Source organism: Promicromonospora sp. NPDC023987 (assembly GCF_040639055.1).
Taxonomy (GTDB): domain Bacteria; phylum Actinomycetota; class Actinomycetes; order Actinomycetales; family Cellulomonadaceae; genus Promicromonospora.
In genome coordinates, this window is the sequence record NZ_JBEZZF010000016.1 from 63,233 (window position 1) to 86,603 (window position 23,371).

The following is a 23,371-nucleotide window of genomic DNA, read 5'->3' on the forward strand; positions in this document are numbered from 1 at the left end:
TATCCGGAACGCCCGATTCGTCCCACACCATCGTCCTATGTCCGCCGCGGCTCTGCTCACGGCGGCCGCCCTGGTCCTCGCCGGTTGTACGGTGCCGACCGCCGAGGGCGTCGACGGCAGGACGGGGGAGAACTTCCAGGTCCGTGAACCGGCAGGGCCGGCACTGGTGCTCGACTCGACCGACCCCGCTGAGCTCGCCCTGACCGCGAGCCAGGCGTTCTTCCACGCCTCCCCGGTCGCCGTGCTCGCCTCGGCCGACGACGACGACGCGCGCTCGACGGCCGCGGCCACCGGAGCCGCGGTTACCGCCCCCGTGCTGCTCACCGACGGTGGCGTCTCGGACAGCAACGTCGTCGCCGAGCTCTCGCGGCTCGGCGTGAGCAGCGTCGTCGTCATCGGCGACGACGAGGCGGTCGCGGAGGCAGGGGCCGCCACGGGCGACGCCGACGTGGTCGGCTTCGACCCGGGCGCGCTGAGCGCGGCCGCCGAGGCAGCGGCCTCGGCGGGCCGCGCCGCCTCCGGCGGCGACAAGAAGAAGGGCGAGGCCAAGGTCGAGATGCCGACCGCCGACCGCCTCGACGCCACCTCCGTCGACGGCCTGCGCGCGGACATCCCCGACGTCGCCGATCCGGTCCTGCTGCAGGAGGTCCTCGTGGCAGTGGACCCGAAGCTGGGGCAGGAGGCGGCGATCGGTACCGCCCTCGCCGCGGGTGCCGTCCCCGTCGAGGTGCCGGGCGGCAGCGTCGCCGGCAGCCCGGAGACCGTCGAGACGATCCGCACCCTCAAGCCGCTCGGCGTGGTGGGGATCGGCGGCGGGTTCGGCTCGGCCGACGCCCTGGGCTGGCAGGTGGGCGTGGCGACGTCGGGCGCGACCCTGCCGAACGGCTCGCTGCGGCTGTTCCCCGGCCGGTACGTGTCGACGTCGTACGCGGTGCCGGCCGGCGAGACCGACCCGGCCGCCGACGCCGCCCGTGCCGTGGACGCCGCCTCGATCAACGGTGAGGTCCTGGGGGGCACGCCACTGGTCACGGTGCTGGCGAGCCTGCGGTCCACGGAGGCGGGCGAGGACGGCGACTACGTCGCCGAGCAGCCGCTGGAGACGATCACGCCGGCGGTCGAGGCGATCCGCGACGCCGGGCAGCTCGTGCTGCTCGACATCGCTCCCGGCAACCAGCCGCTGGTCGCACAGGTCGACGACCTCGTGCCGCTGCTCTCGCGGCCCGGCGTCGGCCTGTCGGTGCACCCGGAGTTCCGGATCGCAGGCAACGGCGCGGACGCGGGCGCCGTCCCCGTGGCGGAGCTGCAGGCGGTGGTGGACCGGCTCGCCGAGATCGCGACGAGTGAGGGTCTGCCCCAGGTCATGCTGGAGGTGCACCAGTCGACGGCGGCGTCCGTCGTCGACCGGGAAGCGCTGCAGGTTCCGCCACAGGTCGCGGTGGTCTTCACGGCGGCGGGCCCGGCTGCCGGCCAGGCCACGACGGGCGGCGTCTGGGCCGACGTCGCCGGAGACCTCCCGGCACACACGTTCCTGGGCTGGTCCGCGCCGAGCGAGGTTCCCGCGGACCCGACGAGCATCATGCCCACCGAACCGCTCCTCGGCCTGGTCTCCGCAGGCTGAACCTGCCAAACTGCGGGCATCCATCGCGAGCGAAGGGGCCCTAACAATCGTGAGCACCGTGAGCACCGGCGCGGCCGTCGTCGCCGACGCCGTCATCCCTGCACCTGTCGAGCTCGAACGGACCGAGGGGGTGCTGGACCTCAGAGCCGTCACCGTCGACGCGCCCGACGGTGTGCTCGCGCGGCTCGCCGGCGAGCTGCTCGCCGCCGCCGGAGCAGCCGTGCTGCCAGCGGCTGATGGCCCCGATGCCGGCTCTCGCCGCGACGGGAACGCCCCCGCGGCGCCGGTCGTCCTGACCCTGGATCCCACAGCAGGCCCCGCCGGTTCCCGGAGCCCCGAGCGGTACACGCTCACCGTCGCCGCCGACGACGGGGTGACCGTCGCGGCGCCCGAGCGGGCCGGGCTGCTGCACGGCGTGCGGACGCTCCGGCAGCTGCTCAACGCGGGCCGCCGTGGTGCGGTCCTGCTGGACCGGGATGAGCCCGGCGGGCACGACGAGCAGGCGGGCCGCGGGGAGGCGAGCGGACCGCTCGAGGTGGGCGCCGTCGTCGTGCGGGACGAGCCGAGGTACCCGTGGCGCGGGCTCTCGCTCGACGTGGTGCGCCACTGGTTCGGGCCGCCGGACCTGCGGGCCGTGGTCGACCTGGTGGGTTCGTACAAGATGAACCGCCTGCACCTGCACCTGAGCGACGACCAGGGCTGGCGGCTGGAGATCCCGTCCCGGCCGGCGCTGACCGGGAAGTCGTCGCAGGGTGCGGTGGAGGGCGCGACCGGCGGGTTCCTCAGCGCCGGCGAGTACCGCGAGCTGCAGGAGTACGCGGCCGAGCGGGAGATCGTGATCGTGCCGGAGATCGACGTCCCCGGGCACGTCAACGCGGCGACCCACGCCTACGGCGAGCTCACGCCGTCGGGCGAGGCCACCGACACCTACGACGGTATCGAGGTCGGCTTCTCGAAGCTGCACATCGACCTGCCCAGCACCGAGCCGTTCCTGCGGGACGTGTTCACCGACGTCGCGCGCATGACGCTCGGGCCGTGGGTGCACTTCGGCGCCGACGAGGTGCTCACCATGCAGCCCGAGGAGTTCGGCCGGTTCATCACGCTGTGCCAGGAGATCGTCACGGGTGCGGGCAAGACGCCCGTCGGGTGGCAGGAGGCGGCGGGTTCCGCGCACGGTGACCAGTCGGCGGTGGCGGCGCTGACGGGCGGGGCCGCGGCGTCCGACGGGACGGCTCCCGACAAGGCCGTCGGGGCCGCGGAGGGCGACGCGCCCGTGCTCGTCCGGCCCGGCACCGTCCTGCAGTACTGGGACACCCGGCCGGATCCCGCACCGTTCCTGCGTGCCGCGCGGGCGGGCGCGAAGTTCGTGATGTCGCCGGCCACGCGGGCCTACCTCGACATGAAGTACACGCCCGAGCACCCGCTGGGCCAGCAGTGGGCGGCTTTTGTCGAGCTGCACGACTCCTACGACTGGGACCCGGCGACCCTCATCGAGGGGCTGCCCGAGTCGGCGATCGAGGGCGTCTCGGCAGCGGTCTGGACCGAGACCCTGCTGAACCGCGACGACCTCTTCTCGATGCTGCTGCCCCGGCTCGCCGCGGTGGCGGAGACCGCCTGGTCGCGCCCGGGGACCAAGGACTGGGAGTCGTTCCGGACCCGGGTGGCGACGGAGGCGGCCACCTGGCGTCGCGACGGCGCCAGCTATCACCCGACCCCGCAGATCGACTGGTAACCCTTTCGTTGAGTGCTGGCTATTTGTTGAGAAAACAGCTCGAATTCAACAAATAGCCAGCACTCAACGGGCTACTTCGCGGGGCGGGCGGCCAGGGCCGCCGCGTACAGGTCGCGTTTCGGGACGCCCGCTGCCTCCGCCACCTCCGCGACCGCGGCCTTGAGCCGCTCGCCCTGGGCTACCCGGTCCAGGACCTCGCCGACGACGTCGTCCACGCTGGCCTGCACCGGAGGCGCCCCGCTCACCACGACGCAGATCTCGCCGCGGAGCTGCGCAGCGGCCGCCCGCTCGGCGAGGTCCGCGAGCGGACCGCGCAGCACCTCCTCGTAGGTCTTGGTGAGCTCGCGCGCGACGGCGGCCGGCCGGTTCTCCCCGAACGCGGTCGCCATGGCGCCCAGCGTCTCCGCGATCCGGTGCGGCGCCTCGAAGAACACCATCGTGCGAGGCTCGGCGGCGAGCGCGGAGAGCGTCCGGGCGCGGTCGCCGGCCTTGCGGGGCAGAAAGCCCTCGAACGTGAACCGGTCGGTCGGCAGGCCGGAGAGCGCCAGCGCGGTCAGCACCGCGCTCGGTCCGGGCGCCGCGGTGACCCGCAGGTCGCGTTCGATGGCACGCTCGACGATCCGGTACCCCGGGTCGGAGACGGACGGCATCCCCGCGTCGGTCACGACCACCACGGTGCCGCCGCCGGCGACGACGTCGAGCAGCTCGTCCGCCCGTGCCGTCTCGTTGTGCTCGTGATAGCTGGTGACCTTGCCGCGCACCTCGACGCCCAGCCGCCCGGCCAGACCGTGGAGCCGGCGGGTGTCCTCCGCGGCCACGACGTCGGCGTCGGCCAGCAGGCGGATCAGCCGGGGCGAGGCGTCCTCCGTGTTGCCGATCGGGGTGGCGGCCAGGACGAGGGAGCCGGCCTCGGGCACGGGCCCGGGAACCGGGGACGGGTCGGTCATGAACCACAGGGTCCCACGCTCTATGCTGGCCCGGTGTCTCAGCAGCCTGACGCCACAGGAGCGCATTTCGCCGCAGCGCAGCAGGCTCTGCCCGGAACGTATGGCGCGCACGTGCGCCGGGAGGCGGTGGGCGGTCGGATGACGCCCACCGGGTCTCTCCCCGCCGTCGGACGGCCTCAGCGGCCTGAGCCTCCCGTGCGCGACCGCCTCCTGCGCGACCTGCTGGGCGAGCGCCGCCTCGCCCTCGGACGGAGGGCCTCGGACCGGTTCTGGGGCCTGTTCGGCGCGCTCCTCGTGACGGCGATCGCCGCGGGCGCGCGGCTGTGGGAGCTGGGTCGCCCGGGCAGGCTGGTCTTCGACGAGACGTACTACGTCAAGGAGGGCTGGTCGCTGGCCAGCCTCGGCTTCGAGGCGGCCTGGCCCGACGAGCCCAACGCGGCCTTCGAGGCCGGCGACGTCAGCTCGTACAAGACCGACGAGGCCGAGTACGTGGTCCACCCGCCGGTCGGCAAGTGGATGATCGCGATCGGGATGCGCCTCATGGGCGGGGCCGAGAACCCGATGGCGTGGCGCATCGCGAGCGCTGTGATCGGTGTTCTCGCCGTGCTGCTCCTCGTCCGGATCGCGCGTCGGCTGTTCTCGTCCACGCTGCTGGGACTCGTCGCCGGTCTGCTGCTCGCGGTCGACGGCGAGGCGATCGTGCACTCGCGCACCGGGTTGCTGGACCAGTTCCTCATGTTCTGGGTCCTCGTGGCGTTCGGCTGCCTGGTGCTGGACCGGGAGTGGGCCCGACGGCGGCTCGCGGACCGGGTGGCGCAGATCGTCGAGGCGGGCGGGGCGATCGGGAAGTACGGGCCGCGCCTCGGCTTCCGCTGGTGGCGGCTCGCGGCGGCGGTGTCGCTGGGTCTCGCGTGCGGCGTCAAGTGGTCGGGCCTGTACTTCGTCGCGGCGTTCTGCCTGCTCACGGTCGTCTGGGACATGACGGCACGCCGCACCGCCGGCGTCGAGCGCTGGTGGGAGGACGCCCTGGTGGTCGACGCCGTCCCGGCGGCCCTGATCATGCTGCCCACCGTGGCCGCCGTCTACATCGCGTCGTGGTCGGCCTGGTTCGCGCATCCCAAGTCGTACCTGCGGGACTGGGCGGTCGTGAACGGTGTGGCCCCGCCGGGCTGGTGGCCCGACTGGGGCTGGGCGCAGGGTGCGTGGGAGGCCGGGCGGTCGCTGTGGGAGTACCACCGCATGATGTGGGACTTCCACACGGGCCTGGACTCGGACCACAACTACGCGTCGCACCCGCTGGGGTGGATCGTGCAGTGGCGGCCGACGTCGTTCTACTGGGACAAGTACGCCCCCGGCGAGGGGCCGTGCCCCGCCGGCGCCGCCGGTGACTGCGCGACCGCCGTGACGTCGCTCGGCAATCCGCTGCTGTGGTGGCTCGGCGCGCTGGCGATCCCCGTGGTGCTGGTGCTCGCGATCCGGTTCCGGGACTGGCGGGGAGCCGCCGCCCTGACGGGGATCGCGGCCGGCTGGCTGCCGTGGTTCCAGTACTCCTGGCCACTGGCGGACCGGACCATCTTCACGTTCTACACGATCGTGTTCACGCCGTTCGTGATCCTGGCGCTCGTGTACCTGCTGGCCGTCGGGATCGAACGGACGTCGCGCAGGAGCGGGGACCGGCGCATCGTGGGCTGGCTGGCGGGCGTGCTGGTGCTGCTGATCGTGGGCGTGAGCGTGCTCTACTACCCGATCTGGACGGCGATGCCGGTGCCGTACGAGTATTGGCAACGACTGATGCTGTTCCCGAGCTGGATCTGACGATCAGAGGGTCGTGGAGTCGCGAAGCTCCACGCCGGCGGCCCTCAGCTCCTGCTCAGCTGTGGCGCCCTGCTGCGGTGACACGGGGATCGTCAGGTCGGTCAGCACGCGGGCGGACAGGCCCGCGCGGCGGGCGTCGAGCGCCGTGTGCTTCACGCAGTGGGACTCGACGAGCCCGACGACGTCGACGCCGGTGACCCCGGCGTCCGCCAGGATGGTCGCGAGGCTGCGGCCGTGCTCGTCCGCGCCGTCGAAGCCGGAGTATCCGTGCGAGTACTGGCCCTTCTTCAGCCGGGCGTCGGGGGCGAGGTCGGCCAGCGCGGGGTGCAGCTCGGCGTTGGGTGTCCCGGCGACGCCGTGCGGCGGCCACGAGTCGACGAAGTCCGGGTTCTCGCTGAAGTGGTCGCCCGGGTCGATGTGCCAGTCCTGCGTGGTCAGCACCGTGGCGTACCGGTCGCGGTGGGCCGCCGCGTACGCGGCCACGCGGTGCGCTATCTCGTTGGCGCCGAGGGTGGCGAGCTCGCCTCCCTCACAGAACGTCGGCTGCACGTCGACGACGACGAGGGCCCGCCGCCCGCCATCGGCCTCCGGAGTACTCATGCCCCCACTCTGCCACTGTGTTGGGCTGCGAGGCAGCCACGTGTGGTCGGTAGTTCGTCACATGATCGGTAACTCGGAATGCCGATCTCCTGACCATTTGCCGACCACTCGGGGCCGTGCGGTGCTTGGATGGGGGTGTGGACGACATCTATCGGCGGAGCCTTGCTGGCGTGGGGGTCGGAGTGGTCCTGCTGGTCGCGGGGTGCACCGGTTCGCCCGAACCCGGCGTCGCGTCGCCGAGCCCCACCACCTCGGTGAGCGCGGCGGCGTCGGGCGACGATCCATGGGACGGGCCGGTCACGGCCGACGTCGAGGTGGTCGCCGAGGAGCTCCCGGTCCCGTGGGGCCTGGCGCCGCTCCCCGACGACCGGTTTCTCGTCACCCTCCGGGACGACGTGACGCTCGCCGTGGTGCACCCGAGCGGCGACGTCGAGCCGGTGGCCGGTGCCGGTTCGCAGCAGCTCGCCGAGCAGACGGTGGCCGACGGCGAGGGCGGGCTCCTGGGGGTGGCCGTGGACCCGGAGGACGCCGGGCCGCTGTTCACCGTCTTCCTGTACCGCACGGGGGAGCAGGACAACGCCGTGCTGCGTGCGGAGCTGGACCTCGACAGCATGACGCTGGGCGACCTCACGACCGTCCTGGACGGCATCCCGAAGTCGTCGAACCACAACGGGGGCCGGATCGCGCTCGGGCCGGACGGACACCTGTACGTCGCCACCGGCGACGCCGGCGATCCCGCCAACGCGCAGGACCCGGATTCGCTGGGCGGGAAGATCCTGCGTGTCACGCCCGACGGCGAGCCTGCGCCCGGCAACCCCGACCCCGGCTCGCCGGTGTGGTCGATGGGACACCGCAACGTCCAGGGCCTGGGCTGGGACCCGAGCGGACGGATGTTCGCCAGCGAGTTCGGGCAGGACCAGCTCGACGAGCTCAACGTGATCGAGCCCGGCGGCAACTACGGCTGGCCGGAGGTCGAGGGCCCTGGCGAGGGTGCGGACGATCAGGACGGGTTCACGGACCCGGTCGCATGGTGGCCGACGTCGGAGGCCTCGCCGTCGGGCATCGCCGTCACCGAGGAAGCGGTGTACCTCGCGTCCCTCCGCGGGGAGCGGCTGTGGCGCGTGCCGCTGCTCGGGGAGCCGTCGGCCGTGGCGGACGGGGAGAGCCCGGGGTTCGGCGAGCCGCAGGCGCTGCTCGAGGGCGAGCTCGGCCGGCTCAGGGCGGTCCACGCGGCGTCCGACGGCGAGCTGTACGTGCTCACGAACAACACGGACGGTCGTGGGCAGCCGATGACGGAGGACGGCCGGCCGGTCGACGACCGGCTGCTCCGGGTCAGGCTGACGCCGGGGGAGTGAGCCTCGGCCCACTTCCGCGCACAGTTGCAGACAACTAGGGCTGTGCATAACCTGGTCGGCGAGAGCGGGCCTCGTCGTAGGCTCGACACATCGTCATCTCGAGCCCGGGAGGGGTGAACAGGATGCCCGCAGAACCTCGCACGCACCGGACGGTGCCGCGCGGCTACGTCTACGCCGACCACATCCCGTATGCCACCCCGGACTCGTTGAGCGACCTGCGGGGGCCGACGTCGGGGGTGGTCACGGTGGGGCCGCACATCGACACGAGCATGAACCCGGTGTACGAGGTCGGTGATCCAGATCGTCTCTGGAACCTGTATACGCGGGTCGTGCGATCTGGGTTCGCTCCTGACCACGTGAAGCTCCTGGATCGGCAGGTGCTGCTGAGGCTCTGGCCGTCGTTGAACTTGCCGGTCAGGTGCCGAAAGACGTGGGAGCAGAAGTTCCCTGAGCTTGCGGCGCGCTCCAGAGCGGCGCGGGTCGCCTGATGCTCCCGTTCCATGAGCGCCTCGCCCGGATCGGGCTCGAGGCGCTGGAGAGCTATGGCTTCGTGCTGGCCGGCGGCTACGCGATCTCGACCAACGGCATCGGCGACCGGCCCTCGGCCGACGTCGACCTGTTCACCAACGTCTATGAGTCCAGCCTCTTCGAGATCTCGGTCGCCAAGCTGCGCGCGGCGTTCCTGCACGCGGGCATGTCCGTGCACGACAACTTGATCGGTCAGACCTTCGCGGACTTCAGCGTGACCGACGATGTGGCACAGCAGACGAGCTCGATCCAGATCGGCGTGAACTACCGCGAGTTCGCTCCCGCGCGGTTCGACGTCGGACCCGTACTGGACGTTCGCGACGCCGTCGCCGGAAAGATGAGCGCGCTCTGGTCGCGTGGGGAGACCCGCGACTACATCGACATCGACGCCGTGGTCCGGTCAGGGCGGTTCTCGCGGGACGAGGTGCTCGCGATCGGGGACAGGCAGGAGGCGCTGCCGTTCGACCGAGAGATGCTCGCCGATCGCTTCCGGGCAGTAGAGGGCAAGAAGCTCGTCGAGTTCGAGGCGTACGAGGTAGGCGCCCACTGGCGCCGCGACATCATCGACCGCTTCCTCGACTGGGCCGACGAGATCGACCCCGCCGTCGTCCGCTGACCCGGCGGGACCTGTCACCACAGCCACGCGCGTAATGGGCTGGTTCCAGGGCTCTAGGATTGGGGAGAAGTATTCCCATCCTTACGAATTGGAGCATCCAGCGATGGCTCGCCACCTTGTCACCAGTGCGCTTCCGTACATCAACGGCATCAAGCACCTGGGGAACATGGTCGGGTCGATGCTCCCGGCCGACGTCTATTCGCGCTACCTGCGTCAACGCGGCCACGACGTGCTGTACATCTGCGCCACTGACGAGCACGGCACGCCGGCTGAGCTCGCCGCGGCCAAGGCCGGGCAGCCCGTCGCGGAGTTCTGCGCCCAGGCGTACGAGACGCAGAAGGAGATCTACGACGGGTTCGGCCTGACGTTCGACTACTTCGGCCGGAGCTCGTCGCCGCAGAACGCGGAGATCACGCAGCACTTCGCGCGGCGCCTGCAGGAGAACGGGTTCATCGAGGAGCGTTCCGTCCGGCAGGTGTACTCACCGGTCGACGGGCGGTTCCTGCCCGACCGCTACGTCGAGGGCACCTGCCCGCACTGCGGCTACGACAAGGCGCGCGGCGACCAGTGCGAGAACTGCACCCGCGTGCTGGACCCGACCGACCTGATCAACCCGCGCTCGGCGATCAGCGGCTCCACCGAGATCGAGGTGCGCGAGACGGCGCACCTGTTCCTGCTCCAGTCGAAGCTGCAGGGCGAGGTCGAGGCGTGGATCGACGAGAACAGCAAGGAATGGCCGCTGCTGTCGACGTCGATCGCGCGCAAGTGGCTCGCCGAGGGGCTGCACGACCGGGCGATCACGCGCGACCTGGAGTGGGGCGTGCCGGTCCCTGCCGACACGTGGCCGGAGCTCGCGGCGGCCGGCAAGGTCTTCTACGTCTGGTTCGACGCTCCGATCGAGTACATCGGCGCCACCAAGGAGTGGGCGGACGCCGCCGTCGACGGTGCGACGCGGGACTGGAAGTCGTGGTGGTACGAGGCTGACGACGTCCGCTACACGCAGTTCATGGCCAAGGACAACGTCCCGTTCCACACGGTGATGTTCCCGGCCACGCAGCTCGGCGTCCGCGAGCCGTGGACCATGGTCGACTACGTCAAGGGCTTCAGCTGGCTCACCTACTACGGCGGCAAGTTCTCGACGTCCCAGCAGCGCGGCGTCTTCACCGACGCAGCCCTGGAGGTTCTGCCTGCCGACTACTGGCGGTACTTCCTGATCGCGAACGCGCCGGAGTCCGACGACTCCTCGTTCACCTGGGAGCACTTCGCCGGCACGGTGAACAAGGACCTCGCCGACACGCTGGGCAACTTCGTGAACCGGGTGCTGACGTTCTCGGCCAAGCGGTTCGGCGAGGCGGTTCCCGCGGGCGGCGAGCCGGGTGAGGCCGAGCAGAAGCTCGGGGCCGAGGTCGCTCGTCTCCTGGTGGAGCTCGAGGAGCACATGGAGGCCCTCCAGTACCGCAAGGCGACGAACGCGCTGCGGGCGCTCTGGTCGGCGGGCAACGCGTACCTGGTCGAGAAGGAGCCCTGGAAGCAGGTCAAGACGGACCAGGACGCCGCGGCCGTGACGCTGCGCACCGCGATGAACCTCATCCACTTGTACGCGGTGGTGTCCGAGCCGTTCATCCCGGCGAGCGCGGCAACGCTGCGCGGGGTGTTCGCCCTCGACGCCGACACCGCCACCTGGATCACGCCCGAGGCCGCGACGTCGCTCGACGCCGTGCCCGCCGGGGCGAGCTTCTCCGTGCCGCCCGTGCTGTTCGCCAAGATCAGCGACGAGGACCTGGAAGGCTTCCGCGAGCGTTTCGGCGCCGGGCCGGTGGACTGACCGGGCGATGGGAAAGCGCACGCGCGAACGCGGCTTCCCGGCCGAACCGGAGCCGCTGCCCGTCCCGGTCGTGGACAACCACACCCACCTCGACCACATCGCCCCGGTGCTCCCTGACGAGCCGCCGGACGGCGAGCCCGCGGGCCGGTCCTGGCCGCCGTCCGTCACCGACCACCTGACCCGTGCGGCGCGCGCGGGCGTGGACCGGGTCGTGCAGGTGGGCTGTGACCTCCCGTCGGCCCGCTGGACCGCCACCCTCCTCACCTCGTTGAGTGCGGGATATTTGCGGCCTTCGGCACCTGGAACAGCGCAAATACCCAGCACTCAACGAGGGGCGGGGGTGGTGGGGGCTCTTGCCGTTCATCCCAACGAAGCCGTGCTGCACGCCGGGATCAGCGAGGTGGGGCCGGACGGGCTCACGCCCGAGTTCGAAGAGCACCATGGAGTGGGGCTCGCCGACGCGATCGCCGAGATCGCGGACCTCGCGAAGGGGAACGACCGCATCCGCGCGATCGGCGAGACGGGGATGGACCTGTTCCGCACGGGCCCGCGCGGCGAGCGGGCCCAGCGGGAGAGCTTTCGCACGCACATCGCCCTGGCCAAGGAGCTCGGCCTGGCCCTGCAGATCCACGACCGGGACGCACACGCTCAGGTCGTCGAGGTGCTGCTGGAAGACGGCGCGCCCGAGCGCACGGTCTTCCACTGCTTCAGCGGTGACGCCGAGCTGGCGCGTGTCTGCGCCGAGAACGGCTGGTACCTATCGTTCGCCGGGCCGGTCACGTTCAAGGCCAACGACGACCTCCGCGCGGCTCTGACCGTTGCCCCGCGGGAGCTGATCCTGCTGGAGACCGATGCTCCCTATCTCACCCCGCACCCGTTCCGTGGGCAGCCGAACGCCCCGTTCGCCGCGGCCCATACGGTCCGCGCCATGGCGGCTCACCTCGAAGAAGACCTCGAGACGCTGTGTGCCGACATCGCCGCGAACTCGGAGCGGGTCTACGGCGGCTGGTGAGAACAGTCCGTTGACGCGAAGAATGCGGCATTTCATTTCTTGTCCGAATGGCTTTTCCCGCACCGTTCGTTCCGTTACGGTCTGGTGCTCGTGGTGAGGTACGCACGGCCGTGGCTCGCGAGCCGAGCGGCCCGATGGGTGGTCCGTGGTGTCGTCGTCGGCACGCTCGCAGGTGTGGGCGGGTTGCACATCGCCAACGCGAACACCCTGACGATCGACTACAACGGCGACGTCCGCACCGTCGGCGTCTACGGCGGCACCGTCGCCGAGGCCCTCTCGTCGCAGGACATCGAGACGGGGCCGGACGACGTCGTGCAGCCTGCCGCGGGCTCCGACGTCGGGTCCGCCGAGACCGTGGTGGTCCGCACCAGCCGCGAGGTCACGGTCGAGCTCGACGGCCAGATCATCACGCTCCGCACCACCGCCGGCACGGTCGGTGAGCTGCTCGCTGCCCTCGGGCCGCGCGGCGACGGCGCGCTCGCGACGGCCTCCCGCAACGCGCGGCTGGACCGCGACCCGGTCCGGTTCTCCACGGTCAAGCAGGTCAGCATCGCAGTGGACGGCTCGGTGCTCGAGTTCCACACCACCCGGTCGACGGTGCGCGGCGTGTTCAAGGAGGCGGGCATCTCCCTGGCGAAGCGCGACGTCACCTCCGTGCCGCTCGACGCGGCGGCCGTCGACGGGATGGTCATCATGGTCAGCCGCGACGCGTCGTCGTCGCGCACGGTGAGCGAGGTGCTGCCGTTCAAGACCGAGACGGTCGAGGACGCGAGCCTCCCCGAGGGTTACGAGTCCATCCGCACGGCGGGTGTACCCGGCGAGGTCGAGGTGACCTACGCGCTCAAGACGGTCGGTGGCGCCGTCGTCGAGCGCACCGAGGTGGAGCGCAAGGTCGTCCGGAAACCCGTCGACGAGGTCGTCGTCGTGGGGACCATGGACGTCGCGACCGCGCCCGCGGACCCTGGTTCCGCGCGAGCCCTCGGGCAGGCCATGGCCGCGGAGCGGGGCTGGGGCGCCGACGAGTTCTCCTGCCTGGACCAGCTCTGGGCGAAGGAGAGCGGCTGGCGCTGGAACGCCGACAACCCGTCCAGCAGCGCGTACGGCATCGCGCAGGCGAACCCCGGTTCCAAGATGGCCACTGTCGGCAGCGACTGGCTGACCAACCCGGCCACCCAGATCGAGTGGGGCCTCGGGTACATCTCCGGGCGCTACGGAACGCCGTGCGGCGCGTGGGCGCACTCGGTCGAGCAAGGCTGGTACTGAACAGCCTTTCACCCGTAGACATTTAGGATATTGCGCTGTTATCCGGGCTTCTTGCCGGGCGTATCGCTGAATAGCGCTTGCGTTTGATAACGGCGGGGTTACGGTCTCAGGGACCGCCGGATCGGCCGGTCGGGCCCGCGCCCCGCGCGGGAGGCACGTGCGAGTCGTGCCGCCCCGGCTCCCGTGCCCGGATCGCTCGAGGACTGGACCCGCGTGACCTTTCCGCATCCGGCTCAGGGCAGCCCCAGTGATTCACTCATCAACCCTGAGGTCGACGGCGACGTCGGCATCACCGAGTTCTTCGGTCCGCCACCTCCGGCGGACGAGGTCTTCCCCGCGGCGATGTTCGCCGCGGCAGGCACAGAGGCCGGCGCGCTGTCCGATGTGATGGCCAGCCTTCCGCCCGGCCATCCCTCCGGACCGATGCCGGTCGTGCCGGTCGGCGACGGCGGCGTCCTGACGGCACCGCCACCCCCACCCCCGCCCCCTCCGCCCGAGCCGGAGCCGCCCAGGCGCCGCCGCCGGGCGGCGCTGCTCGCGAGCTTCGCGGTGGTCGCGGTCGCGGGCACGGGTGGTGTCGCGGCCTACGGTGCGGCGCACAAGACCGTCACGCTCGACGTGGACGGCAAGGTCACCACCGTCGAGACCTTCCAGGGCGACGTCGTAGGCCTCCTGGCCGACGAGGGCGTCGAGGTCGCCGGCCGGGACGCCGTGACACCCGGCCTCGACGGTGCACTGCGCGAGGGCGGCACGGTGGTGGTCCGATACGGCCACAAGGTCACGCTACGGGCCGACGGCGAGCGGAGGACCGCCTGGGTCACGGCGCTCGACGCCGACGAGGCCCTGGCCAAGCTCTCCCGGGACGCCGGCGACGTGGTCCTGATCCCGGCCCGGGCCAAGGGGAGCGTGACACTCCCCATGCGGCTCGACGCGGACGGCCCGGTGGACCTGGTGGCCGGCGGAGAGACGCAGCGTGTGGCTGACGGCGACGCGAAGCTCCCCGAGCTGCTCGCCGAGGCGGGCGTGTCGGTCGACCGGGACGACAGGGTGTTCGTCGAACGTGGCCAGGCGGACGGCCCGGACGGGCCGGCGCTCACCGTCGTCGTCCAGGAGGTGCAGAGCTCGATCGAGGAGACCGCGAGCGATCTGCCGTTCGAGACGGTCACGGCGACGGACCCGGACCACTACGAGGACCTCGGGCCGTACCTGGCGACCGACGGCGCCGTCGGCAAGCGCGTCACCTCGTGGGACGTGACCAAGATCGACGGCAAGGTCGTGGACCGGGAGAAGCTGAACAGCTGGGTCGCGCGGGCGCCCGTCGACAAGGTGATCATGTACGGGAGCAAGGCGCGGCCGGCACCCGAGCCGGAACCCGAGCCGAAGTCCACGTCGGAGCCGGACGCCAAGGCGGAGCCTGAGCCGGACTCGAAGTCCGACTCGAGGTCCAGGTCCGAAGGGGGCAAGACGGCCGCCGAACCGAAGCGGGAACCGGAGGCGAGGACCATGTCGGCCTCGGCGGGTGGTGTCTGGGCGGACCTCGCAGAGTGCGAGTCGGGCGGCGACCCCGGTGCCGACACCGGCAACGGGTACTACGGCCTCTACCAGTTCTCGCAGCCCACCTGGGAGGCGATGGGTGGTTCCGGCCTCCCGTCCGAGGCTTCCGCCGCCGAGCAGACCATGCGGGCCCGGGCGCTCCAGCAGCAGTCCGGCTGGGGCCAGTGGCCCGCATGCTCGTCGGCGCTCGGCCTCCGCTGATCCGTCGCCGGCCCGCTACCGGCCCGACACGGGTCCCCCGCAGACTTGGACGCTTGTCCTGGACGAGTGACCGAGACCACAAAGACAACTCCCCGAGATACTTGGCCGAGCGGTAACAAATCAGTTACGTTCGGTTGTCCTCGCTGGCGCGGGGGTGCGATGTGGTGTAAGCCACAAGCACCTCAACGGTGGCAGGGCGGCACTGGCCGCGGCACGTCGCGGGTAGTGCGAGACCGCCGGATCGGCCGGTCGAGACCGCGACGGCTCGCAAGAGTCGCCAGGCCCTATTCGGCCGAATCGTGGTAGGGAATCCCGCCCCAAACGGGATGCCCGCCTCGCCGCCCGTGCCCGGGACGTCCGACGACTGGACACGAGTGAACCCCCGTTTTGAGCAGCAGAGTTCTGGCTCCATCCCCAGCATCAACTCAGAGTCCGAGGCCGTGACACCTCAGGACGTCCCCGCCAGGCGTCGCCGTCGCTGGCCGCTCGTCGCCGGCCTCGCGGCCGTCGCGGTCGGCGCGTCCGGATCGGTGGCCTTCGCCGAGGCGCACAAGACCGTCACGCTCGACGTCGACGGCACATCCAAGACCATCACCACCTACGCCGGTTCCGTCGAGGGTGTGCTCGAGTCGCAGGGCGTCCGCGTGGGCGACCGCGATCTCGTGGCACCAGGAGGTGACGCCAAGCTTGCCGACGGCGACCAGATCGTCGTCCGCTACGCCCGCCAGGTCACCATGACCAACGGCGACGCGGAGCGCGACGTCTGGGTCACCGTCACCGACGCGGGCGAGGCGCTGAAGACCCTCGCTGAGCGCGGCGGTGACGTCGCCCTGGTGGCGTCCCGCTCCGGCGACCGCGTCTCGCTCCCGCTCCGCCTGAACGACGACGGCCCTGTCGCGGTCGTGGCGGACGGTTCGACCCGCGTGGTCGAGGACCACGCCGCGAGCATCGACAGCGTGCTGGAGGACGTCGAGGTCGAGGTCGACAAGAACGACCTCGTGAGCATCGTCCCCGTCACCGACCTGGCCGAGGACAAGGCGATCGACACCAAGGCCGCGAAGTCGGCCAAGGAGTCCGGTGCCGACGTCGCCGTCCAGGTGCAGCGCGTCGAGAGCAAGAAGGTCACCAAGAAGGCCGGCCTGGAATTCGACACGAAGACCGTGCAGGACGACGACCGCTACGTGGACGAGTCGGACCTGGTCCGGACCGAGGGCGAGAAGGGTGAGCGCACCCGCGTCGTCCTCGTACGCACGGTCGACGGCGAGGTCGTGCTCCGCAAGGAGCTCTCCAACAAGGTCACCAAGAAGCCGGTCGACCGCGTGGTCGTCGAGGGCACCAGGGAGCGCCCGGTCGAGAAGAAGGCCCCGGTCGAGAAGAAGGCCGAGCCCAGCACCCCGGCGCCGTCGGGCTCCGTCAAGGAGATCGGCCAGGAGATGGCCGCCGCGCGCGGCTGGACCGGCCAGGAGTGGACCTGCCTCGAGTCCCTGTGGGAGCGCGAGTCCGGCTGGAACCACCAGGCGGCCAACCCGTCGTCGGGTGCCTACGGCATCCCGCAGGCGCTGCCGGGCTCCAAGATGGGCTCTGCGGGCTCTGACTGGGCCACCAACCCCGCCACCCAGATCGAGTGGGGTCTCGGCTACATCGCGGACCGCTACGGCACGCCGTGCGGTGCGTGGGGCCACTCGGAGTCGGTGGGTTGGTACTGAGCTTCGCTGCGTCCCACCTCCGAGTGCGCTCCGCACGAACGCCTGACTCAAGGTCGCTCTCGTGCTGCGCGCACTCTCCGGCGGAACTTGCTTCGCTGCGTCCCACCTCCGAGTGCGCTCCGCACGAACGCTCCAGATAGGCTCCCCTGCATGAACGAAACCTCAAACGCCCTGCTCGGTCCCGCGGAGATCCGCGACCTGGCAGGGCGTTTGGGCGTTCGGCCCACCAAGACGCTTGGCCAGAACTTCCTGCACGACGGCGGCACGGTCCGCAAGATCGTGCGCATCGCGGCGCTGAAGCCGGGTGAACGGGTCGTCGAGGTCGGGCCTGGGCTGGGCTCGCTGACCCTCGGCCTCGTGGAGGCCGGTGCCTCCGTGGTGGCGATCGAGATCGACCCGCTCCTCGCGGGTCAGATCACCGGCACGGTGCAGGACCGGTTCCCGGGTGCCGACTTCGAGGTGGTGCTCTCCGACGCGATGGACGTCACCACCCTGCCGGGGGCTCCGCCGACGGCGCTCGTCGCGAACCTCCCGTACAACGTGGCCGTCCCGGTGCTGCTCACCATGCTGCAGCGGTTCGACTCGCTGGAACGTGTGCTCGTGATGGTCCAGGCCGAGGTGGCCGACCGGATCGCTGCCGTGCCCGGCTCGAAGATCTACGGGATCCCCTCGGTGAAGGCCGCCTGGTACGCGTCGGCCCGGCGGGTGGGGACGATCGGCCGCAACGTCTTCTGGCCCGCTCCGAACGTCGACTCCGCGCTCGTGTACCTGGAGCGCAGGGAGCCGCCGTCGACCACCGCACCGCGGGAGCGGGTCTTCGCCGTCGTGGACACCGCGTTCGCGCAGCGTCGCAAGACGCTGCGTGCCGCACTGGCCGGGCTGTTCGGCTCGGGTGCCGCGGCCGAGACGGCGCTCCGCGCCGCGGGCGTCGACCCGAGCGCACGCGGGGAGACGCTGGTGGTCGAGCAGTTCGCGCGCATAGCGGAACAGCTCCCCGACGTGTCAGGGGCACAGGTCGCTCCGGTGACCCGTGCGTCGGACAACGGAGAGGGCGTCGCGTGATCGCGCACCTCAGCGCGGCTCCGCCGCCGTCGGTCCGTGTCCGCGCGCCGGGAAAGGTCAATCTCGCGCTGCGCGTCGGGCCCGTCGGGACCGACGGCTACCATCCCCTGGCGACGATCTTCCAGGCCGTGTCCCTCTTCGAGGAGGTGACGGCCACGCACACCCCGCCAGGATCCGGAATCTCGCTGACGGTCTCCGGCCCGCAGGCCGACGCCGTCCCGACCGACGAGACCAATCTCGCCTGGCGGGCCGCCGCGCTCCTCGCCGAACGTACGGGGCTGCCTGCCGACGTCGGGCTGCACCTGACCAAGGGCGTGCCGGTCGCCGGAGGCATGGCCGGCGGGTCCGCCGACGCCGCTGCCGCGCTCCTGGCGTGCGACACGCTCTGGGATGCCGGGCTGCCCCGGCAGGAGCTGGTCGAGCTGGCCGCGGAGCTCGGGGCGGACGTGCCGTTCTCGCTGCTGGGGCACACCGCCGTCGGTACGGGACGGGGCGACCTCCTGACGCCGGCGATGACGCGCGGCGAGTTCCACTGGTGCTTCGGCACGCAGGGCAAGGGCTTGTCGACACCCAGCGTGTTCCAGCGGTTCGACGAGCTCGCCGGTCCGTCGACGCCCGACGTCGCCCCCGCCGCCGACGACACCGAGCTCATGCACGCGCTGCGCGCCGGGGACGCGGTGGCGCTCGGCAAGGCGCTGCACAACGACCTGGAGGCACCGGCGCTGGACCTGCGGCCGGAGCTCGCGGCCGTGCTGGAGGTCGCCACCGACTCGGGGGCGCTGGGCGTGGTGGTCTCCGGGTCCGGCCCCACCGTCGCCGCGCTCGGGCGCTCGCGCCAGCATGCGCTGGCGCTGGGTGCGGCATGGACGGCGGCCGACGTCGTCGACGCGGTCTGGTGCGCGACGGGCCCGGCCCCGGGCGCCCAGCTCGTCACCTCGATCTCCCGCTAGGCGATCTCCGCTGGTCAGGCTTGTCGGGACCAGGAACGGTCTCGACGAGCTCGACCGACGGACGCCTCAGTAGGCGATCTGGGGGACGAAGACGTCCTTCAGCTGCGTGCGGGCCGCGATCCACCGGGTGCGCCGCGCCGCCGTGCTGCTCTCCGTGGTCAGGACGCACTCGACCACCCGCTCGACGGAGCCGGTCATGGCGGCCAGCGCCAGCGCCGCGTTGAAGCCCCACTCCTCCAGCAGCACCTGCGCGCCGGCACCCTGGGTGAGCTGCAGCGGGGTGCTCGCCCGGCGGGCGAACGCGACCAGGGAGTCCTTGTGCGCGGCGGGGATGTCGCCCTCGACCAGGGCGCACGCGAGATCGGGCAGCAGCCCGGCCGCCGCGACGACGGCCGCCGCCACCGGACCGCTGCCGAGCAATGCCGTCCGCGACGGGTCCACGCTCGCGAGGGTCCGCAGGGCCTGCACCGCCCGGACGGCGTCGGTGAAGACGCCACGGTTGTACGGGTCGTCGAGGTCGTCCGGGGGCAGCTCGACCACCAGGTGCGCGAACCCGTCCGACGCGAGCCACTCGAGGTCACGGCCAGCGGCCCGGCCGGCAGGCCGCAGCTCGACCAGGCCCGGCAGCGTGGCGTCGGCCCGCGACGGGGTGATGAGCCGACCCGGCACAGGGCGCCCCTCGAACCCGGCGAACGTCACGGTCTCGGCAGTGAGATCCCGGGAGCGGGCAGAGGCAGCGGTCAGCACGGGCGCCACCTCGATGTCGCGGTGCGCGGCGAGGTTCTGCGCCCAGAACAGGTCGAAGTTCGCGGGCTCGTCAGTGGCAGGCGGCAGTGCCGGCGTCACCGTGACGAGCGGTAGGTCGTACTCAGGCACGGGAGACCTCCGGGGATGGGCGTGCGCAGGGAGCCTACCGCCCGGACGCGACAGGCAATTTTCCGGTTCGGGCCGACGTGCGACCGTCAGATGATCTTGCCCAGCCACGCGAGCTTGCGCGGGAACCGGTAGTCGCCGCCACCCTCGTGGTTGTTGTACGGATAGACGTCGATCTCCTTCACCACCGGTTCCGCGTGCTCCGGAGCCCAGTTGTTGAACACCGCGTACACGGTCGACGGTGGGCAGATGGTGTCCATGAGGGCCACCGAGAACAGGCCGGCCGCACGGGCCCGCCGCGCGAACGACACCCCGTCCAGGTACGAGAAGGTGCGCCAGACCTGCGCCTCGACCGCCGGGTCGCGGTGCACCGAGAGGTACTTCGTGATCTCGCCGTACGGGAGGGTGTCGGTGATGGACACCGCCCGGCGGTAGTGGCTCAGGAACGGCACGTCGGGCATCGCGGCCACGACGTCGGGCACCAGGCCCGCCACCGCGAGGCTGATGCCGCCACCCTGGCTGCCGCCGGCCACGGCGACGCGCTCCGGATCCAGCCCCGGGACGCCGCGCACCGCGTCCACGGCACGGACGGCGTCCGTGAACACACGGCGGTAGTAGTGGTCGTGCGGGTCCAGGACGCCGCGGGTCATGTACCCCGGCGACGCGGGACCTGACCCCACCGGGTCCGGCGTCGCCCCACCGGTGCCATGGCCCGACGCCTGCCCGCGGGTGTCCATCCGGAGGTGCGCGTAGCCGGCCGCCGCCCAGTGGATCTTCTCGTGGGGGAGCCCGCGCCCGCCACCGTAGCCCTCGTACTCGACCACGACGGGCAGGTCGCCGTCGGCGTGCGCGGGGCGGGTGAGCCAGGCCTTGATCGGGTGGCCGCCGAAGCCGGGGAACGTCACGTCGTCGACCACGACCTCCGTGAGCCCGATGTCGATGCGCTCCACCGTGGGCGCCCGGTCGAACGTGCGTGCCTCCGCCAGGGTCGCCGACCAGAACTCGTCGAAGTCGCCGGGCTCGTCGATCTCGGGGGCGTACCTCTCGAGATCGGACAGCGGCATGTCGAACTGGGCCACGTGGGTGCTCCTCGGCGTAGTCGAAACCGGCTCGACGGCGGGCCCTCCGGGGCGGGGTCGCCGTCGACGGTGGACAGCGTAACCGCGGCCTCCGACATCGAACAGAGGCCGTTCGGCGCACGCCCCGCCCGCCGGTCGGCCGACCCGTGTCCGACCCGGGGCCCGCGGCGAACTACGCTTCTTGGGTGGCACATCTCCTCGGTGCGGACGGCATCGCGCTGACCATCGGTACTCGCACCCTCCTGTCCGGCGTCTCCCTCGGCCTCGACGACAACGACCGCGTCGGCGTCGTCGGGCCCAACGGCGCGGGCAAGTCCACCCTGCTGCGCATCCTCGCGGGCACCTCGCAGCCCGACGCCGGCCGGGTCACCCGGGTGGGTGGCTCCACCCTCGGCATGCTCGACCAGCGCGACGAGCTGGCCGAGGACGCCACGGTGCTCGACATCGTGCACGGCGACGCGGAGACGCACGTCTGGGCCTCCGACGCCCGGGTCCGCCAGGTGCAGGAAGGCCTGCTCGCCGACATCGGCTGGGACTTCCCGGTCGTGAAGCTCTCCGGCGGCCAGCGCCGCCGCGTGGCGCTCGCGGCCCTGCTGGTGCAGGACCCGGACGTGCTCCTGCTGGACGAGCCCACCAACCACCTCGACGTCGAGGGCGTGGCCTGGCTCGCCACCCACCTGCGGGAGCGGTACGGGCGTCCGGGCGCGACCGGCGCCCTCGTGGTCGTGACGCACGACCGCTGGTTCCTCGACGAGGTCTGCACGCGCATGTGGGAGGTGCGCGGCGACGACACCGGCGCCATCGACGGGTACGAAGGCGGCTACGCGGCCTACATCCTGGCGCGCGCCGAGCGAGCCCGGCAGGCGGCGACAGCAGCGGAGAAGCGCGACAACCTGCTGCGCAAGGAGCTCGCGTGGCTGCGCCGCGGTGCGCCCGCGCGGACGTCCAAGCCGAAGTTCCGGCTCGACGCCGCGTCCGCGCTGATCGACGACGAGCCGCCGCCGCGGGACTCGATGGAGCTGACCCGCATGGCGACGCGGCGGCTGGGCAAGGACGTGCTGGACCTGGAGTCCGTCAGCGTCACGGTCCCCGGCAAGGTGCTGTTCGACGACGTGACCTGGCGCCTCGGCCCCGGCGACCGGTACGGCGTCGTCGGCGTCAACGGCGCGGGCAAGACGACGCTGCTCGCGCTACTCTCCGGCCGCCGCTCGCCCGACTCCGGGCGGGTCAAGCGGGGCAAGACCATCCACGTCCGGGAGCTCTCGCAGGACGTCACCGAGCTGGACGAGCTCGGGGGCCTCACTGCGGTCGAGGTGGTCGAGCAGGAGAAGGGCCGGGTGGTCGTCGACGGCAAGGAGCTCACGGCGTCGCAGCTCACGGAGAAGCTCGGCTTCACGCGGGAGCGCGCCTACACGCCGGTGCGCGACCTGTCCGGCGGCGAGCGACGTCGGCTCCAGCTGTTGCGCCTGCTGGTGGCCGAGCCCAACGTGCTGCTGCTCGACGAGCCCACCAACGACCTCGACACCGACACGCTCGCCGCCGTCGAGGACCTGCTGGACGGCTGGCTGGGCACGCTGATCGTCGTCTCGCACGACCGGTACCTGCTGGAGCGGGTGGCGGACCGGCAGGTCGCGCTGCTCGGCGACGGGACCATCCGCGACCTGCCCGGTGGGGTCGAGGAGTACCTGCGGCTCCGGGCGGCGGCCAAGGCCGCAGGGGCCTCGGCCTCCGGCACTCCGGCCGGGGCGGGCACCGGTTCCGGCGGCGGTCCGGCGCGCGCGGGCTCGGCGGTTGGCGGTCCGGCCGGTGGCGGCGCGACGTCGGGGGCTGCCGCGACGGCGTCGGGCGGCGACGAGGCGCTCTCGCAGCGGGACATTCGCGCCGCGAAGAAGGAGGCCTCCCGAATTGAGCGCCGCCTTGCGAAGATTGCCCAGAAAGAGGCCGAGCTGCACGAGACCATCGCACAGCAGGCAACGGACTATCAGGCTGTCGCCCGGCTGGACGCGGAGCTCCGCGACCTGGCGAGCGAGCGCGACGAGCTCGAGGCGGCCTGGTTGGAAGCGGCGGAGGTGGCGGGATGACCGACAACGATCAGACACCGCTCGACGGGGTGGACCGAGCCCTCGTCGACGCACTGCGCAAGGACGGGCGCACGACGCTCGCGGTCCTGTCCGAGATCTCGGGCCTGTCGCTGTCCGCGGTACAGGTGCGGGTGCGCAAGCTCGAGGCCCGCGGCGTCATCACGGGCTACCGGGCTGTGGTGAACGCGGAGGCGGTAGGGCTGCCGCTCGCCGCGTTCATCGAGATCACGCCGTTGGACCAGGCGCAGGAGGACGACGCGCCCGAACGGCTGCGGGGCATGCCGGGCATCGAGTCCTGCTACTCGGTGGCGGGCAACGCGAACTACCTGCTCACCGCACGGGTGGCGTCCCCGCGTGCGCTCGAGGAGCTGCTTGGCCGGATCCGTCGCACGGCGAAGGTCTCGACACGCACGACAGTGGTGCTCCAGACCTACTTCGAGGGCCAGATGACCGAGCCGGTGATCGACCAGGGCTACTACTTCAAGGACGCGTTCGACGTGTTCCGTGCGCATGCGGAGGACCTGTTCTGCGTGACGGCGTGGGGTCTGACCGAC

General features: G+C 71.8%; 19 protein-coding genes. 15 read left to right on the plus strand and 4 right to left on the minus strand.

Annotated elements, in window-relative coordinates; genetic code table 11:
• Positions 1-37: 37 nt before the first annotated feature.
• Positions 38-1,618 carry a hypothetical protein gene (locus tag AB0F40_RS10255; RefSeq protein ID WP_357466317.1) on the plus strand — a complete coding sequence of 527 codons (1,581 nt, stop codon included), beginning with the start codon at positions 38-40 and terminating at the stop codon, positions 1,616-1,618.
• A gap of 49 nt (positions 1,619-1,667) precedes the next feature.
• Positions 1,668-3,350 carry a family 20 glycosylhydrolase gene (locus tag AB0F40_RS10260; RefSeq protein WP_357466319.1) on the plus strand — a complete coding sequence of 561 codons (1,683 nt, stop codon included), beginning with the start codon at positions 1,668-1,670 and terminating at the stop codon, positions 3,348-3,350.
• A 71-nt stretch (positions 3,351-3,421) separates the two neighbouring features.
• Here the strand turns inward: AB0F40_RS10260 and rsmI are convergent, their stop codons facing one another.
• Positions 3,422-4,297 (minus strand): 16S rRNA (cytidine(1402)-2'-O)-methyltransferase, encoded by an 876-nt coding sequence (rsmI, locus tag AB0F40_RS10265; protein WP_357466321.1) that lies wholly within the window; start codon positions 4,295-4,297, stop codon positions 3,422-3,424.
• 33 nt (positions 4,298-4,330) lie between these two features.
• On the opposite strand from rsmI, the gene AB0F40_RS10270 reads away from it, so the two are divergent.
• Positions 4,331-6,112 carry a phospholipid carrier-dependent glycosyltransferase gene (locus AB0F40_RS10270; protein WP_357466323.1) on the plus strand — a complete coding sequence of 594 codons (1,782 nt, stop codon included), beginning with the start codon at positions 4,331-4,333 and terminating at the stop codon, positions 6,110-6,112.
• A 3-nt stretch (positions 6,113-6,115) separates the two neighbouring features.
• Here AB0F40_RS10270 and AB0F40_RS10275 read toward each other — a convergent pair whose 3' ends face one another.
• Positions 6,116-6,712, minus strand: a complete 597-nt coding sequence (locus AB0F40_RS10275; RefSeq protein WP_357466325.1) for an isochorismatase family protein — start codon at positions 6,710-6,712, stop codon at positions 6,116-6,118.
• Positions 6,713-6,849: 137 nt separating this feature from the next.
• Between AB0F40_RS10275 and AB0F40_RS10280 the strand changes: the two genes are divergently transcribed.
• The 10 genes from AB0F40_RS10280 (at position 6,850) to AB0F40_RS10325 (ending at position 18,784) form a co-directional block, all read left to right on the plus strand.
• Positions 6,850-8,067, plus strand: coding sequence for a PQQ-dependent sugar dehydrogenase (locus AB0F40_RS10280; protein WP_357466327.1), 1,218 nt, complete (start codon positions 6,850-6,852; stop codon positions 8,065-8,067).
• Positions 8,068-8,189: 122 nt separating this feature from the next.
• Positions 8,190-8,555, plus strand: coding sequence for a hypothetical protein (locus AB0F40_RS10285; RefSeq protein ID WP_357466329.1), 366 nt, complete (start codon positions 8,190-8,192; stop codon positions 8,553-8,555).
• On the plus strand, positions 8,555-9,211 hold the full coding sequence (locus AB0F40_RS10290; protein WP_357466331.1) for a nucleotidyl transferase AbiEii/AbiGii toxin family protein: 657 nt from the start codon (positions 8,555-8,557) through the stop codon (positions 9,209-9,211). Before AB0F40_RS10285 ends, AB0F40_RS10290 begins: the two co-directional genes overlap by 1 nt.
• Positions 9,212-9,314: 103 nt before the next feature.
• Positions 9,315-11,036: a methionine--tRNA ligase gene (gene metG / locus AB0F40_RS10295; protein ID WP_357466333.1), complete on the plus strand. Its 1,722-nt coding sequence runs from the start codon at positions 9,315-9,317 to the stop codon at positions 11,034-11,036.
• A 7-nt stretch (positions 11,037-11,043) separates the two neighbouring features.
• Positions 11,044-12,048, plus strand: a complete 1,005-nt coding sequence (locus AB0F40_RS10300; RefSeq protein WP_357466335.1) for a TatD family hydrolase — start codon at positions 11,044-11,046, stop codon at positions 12,046-12,048.
• A 93-nt stretch (positions 12,049-12,141) separates the two neighbouring features.
• Positions 12,142-13,311, plus strand: a complete 1,170-nt coding sequence (locus tag AB0F40_RS10305; RefSeq protein ID WP_357466337.1) for a ubiquitin-like domain-containing protein — start codon at positions 12,142-12,144, stop codon at positions 13,309-13,311.
• Positions 13,312-13,524: 213 nt separating this feature from the next.
• The gene (locus tag AB0F40_RS10310; RefSeq protein ID WP_357466339.1) at positions 13,525-15,066 is read left to right on the plus strand and encodes a transglycosylase family protein; all 1,542 of its coding nucleotides are present in this window, start codon (positions 13,525-13,527) and stop codon (positions 15,064-15,066) included.
• A 440-nt stretch (positions 15,067-15,506) separates the two neighbouring features.
• Positions 15,507-16,772 carry a ubiquitin-like domain-containing protein gene (locus AB0F40_RS10315; protein ID WP_357466341.1) on the plus strand — a complete coding sequence of 422 codons (1,266 nt, stop codon included), beginning with the start codon at positions 15,507-15,509 and terminating at the stop codon, positions 16,770-16,772.
• A 150-nt stretch (positions 16,773-16,922) separates the two neighbouring features.
• Positions 16,923-17,834, plus strand: coding sequence for a 16S rRNA (adenine(1518)-N(6)/adenine(1519)-N(6))-dimethyltransferase RsmA (gene rsmA / locus AB0F40_RS10320; protein ID WP_357466343.1), 912 nt, complete (start codon positions 16,923-16,925; stop codon positions 17,832-17,834).
• A complete protein-coding gene (locus AB0F40_RS10325; protein WP_357466345.1) occupies positions 17,831-18,784 on the plus strand; it encodes a 4-(cytidine 5'-diphospho)-2-C-methyl-D-erythritol kinase in 954 nt (317 codons plus the stop codon). The genes rsmA and AB0F40_RS10325 overlap by 4 nt, the downstream gene beginning before the upstream one ends.
• A gap of 66 nt (positions 18,785-18,850) precedes the next feature.
• Here the strand turns inward: AB0F40_RS10325 and AB0F40_RS10330 are convergent, their stop codons facing one another.
• Positions 18,851-19,660, minus strand: coding sequence for an acetylxylan esterase (locus AB0F40_RS10330; RefSeq protein ID WP_357466347.1), 810 nt, complete (start codon positions 19,658-19,660; stop codon positions 18,851-18,853).
• Positions 19,661-19,746: 86 nt separating this feature from the next.
• Complete coding sequence (locus tag AB0F40_RS10335; RefSeq protein WP_357466349.1) at positions 19,747-20,736, minus strand: acetylxylan esterase; 990 nt, start codon at positions 20,734-20,736, stop codon at positions 19,747-19,749.
• Between the two features lie 185 nt (positions 20,737-20,921).
• On the opposite strand from AB0F40_RS10335, the gene AB0F40_RS10340 reads away from it, so the two are divergent.
• Both AB0F40_RS10340 and AB0F40_RS10345 read left to right on the plus strand, forming a co-directional pair.
• Positions 20,922-22,817, plus strand: a complete 1,896-nt coding sequence (locus AB0F40_RS10340) for an ABC-F family ATP-binding cassette domain-containing protein (protein ID WP_357466351.1) — start codon at positions 20,922-20,924, stop codon at positions 22,815-22,817.
• Positions 22,814-23,371, plus strand: a 558-nt coding sequence (locus AB0F40_RS10345; protein WP_357466353.1) for an Lrp/AsnC family transcriptional regulator, incomplete at its 3' end; no start/stop codon positions are given. The genes AB0F40_RS10340 and AB0F40_RS10345, both read left to right, overlap by 4 nt.

Coding starts and splice junctions, on each gene's coding strand:
- AB0F40_RS10285 (WP_357466329.1), top strand. CDS start 8,190: ATGCCCGCAGAACCTCGCACGCACCGGACGGTGCCGCGCGGCTACGTC.
- rsmA (WP_357466343.1), top strand. CDS start 16,923: ATGAACGAAACCTCAAACGCCCTGCTCGGTCCCGCGGAGATCCGCGAC.
- metG (WP_357466333.1), top strand. CDS start 9,315: ATGGCTCGCCACCTTGTCACCAGTGCGCTTCCGTACATCAACGGCATC.
- rsmI (WP_357466321.1), bottom strand. CDS start 4,297: ATGACCGACCCGTCCCCGGTTCCCGGGCCCGTGCCCGAGGCCGGCTCC.
- AB0F40_RS10300 (WP_357466335.1), top strand. CDS start 11,044: ATGGGAAAGCGCACGCGCGAACGCGGCTTCCCGGCCGAACCGGAGCCG.
- AB0F40_RS10290 (WP_357466331.1), top strand. CDS start 8,555: ATGCTCCCGTTCCATGAGCGCCTCGCCCGGATCGGGCTCGAGGCGCTG.
- AB0F40_RS10255 (WP_357466317.1), top strand. CDS start 38: ATGTCCGCCGCGGCTCTGCTCACGGCGGCCGCCCTGGTCCTCGCCGGT.
- AB0F40_RS10275 (WP_357466325.1), bottom strand. CDS start 6,712: ATGAGTACTCCGGAGGCCGATGGCGGGCGGCGGGCCCTCGTCGTCGTC.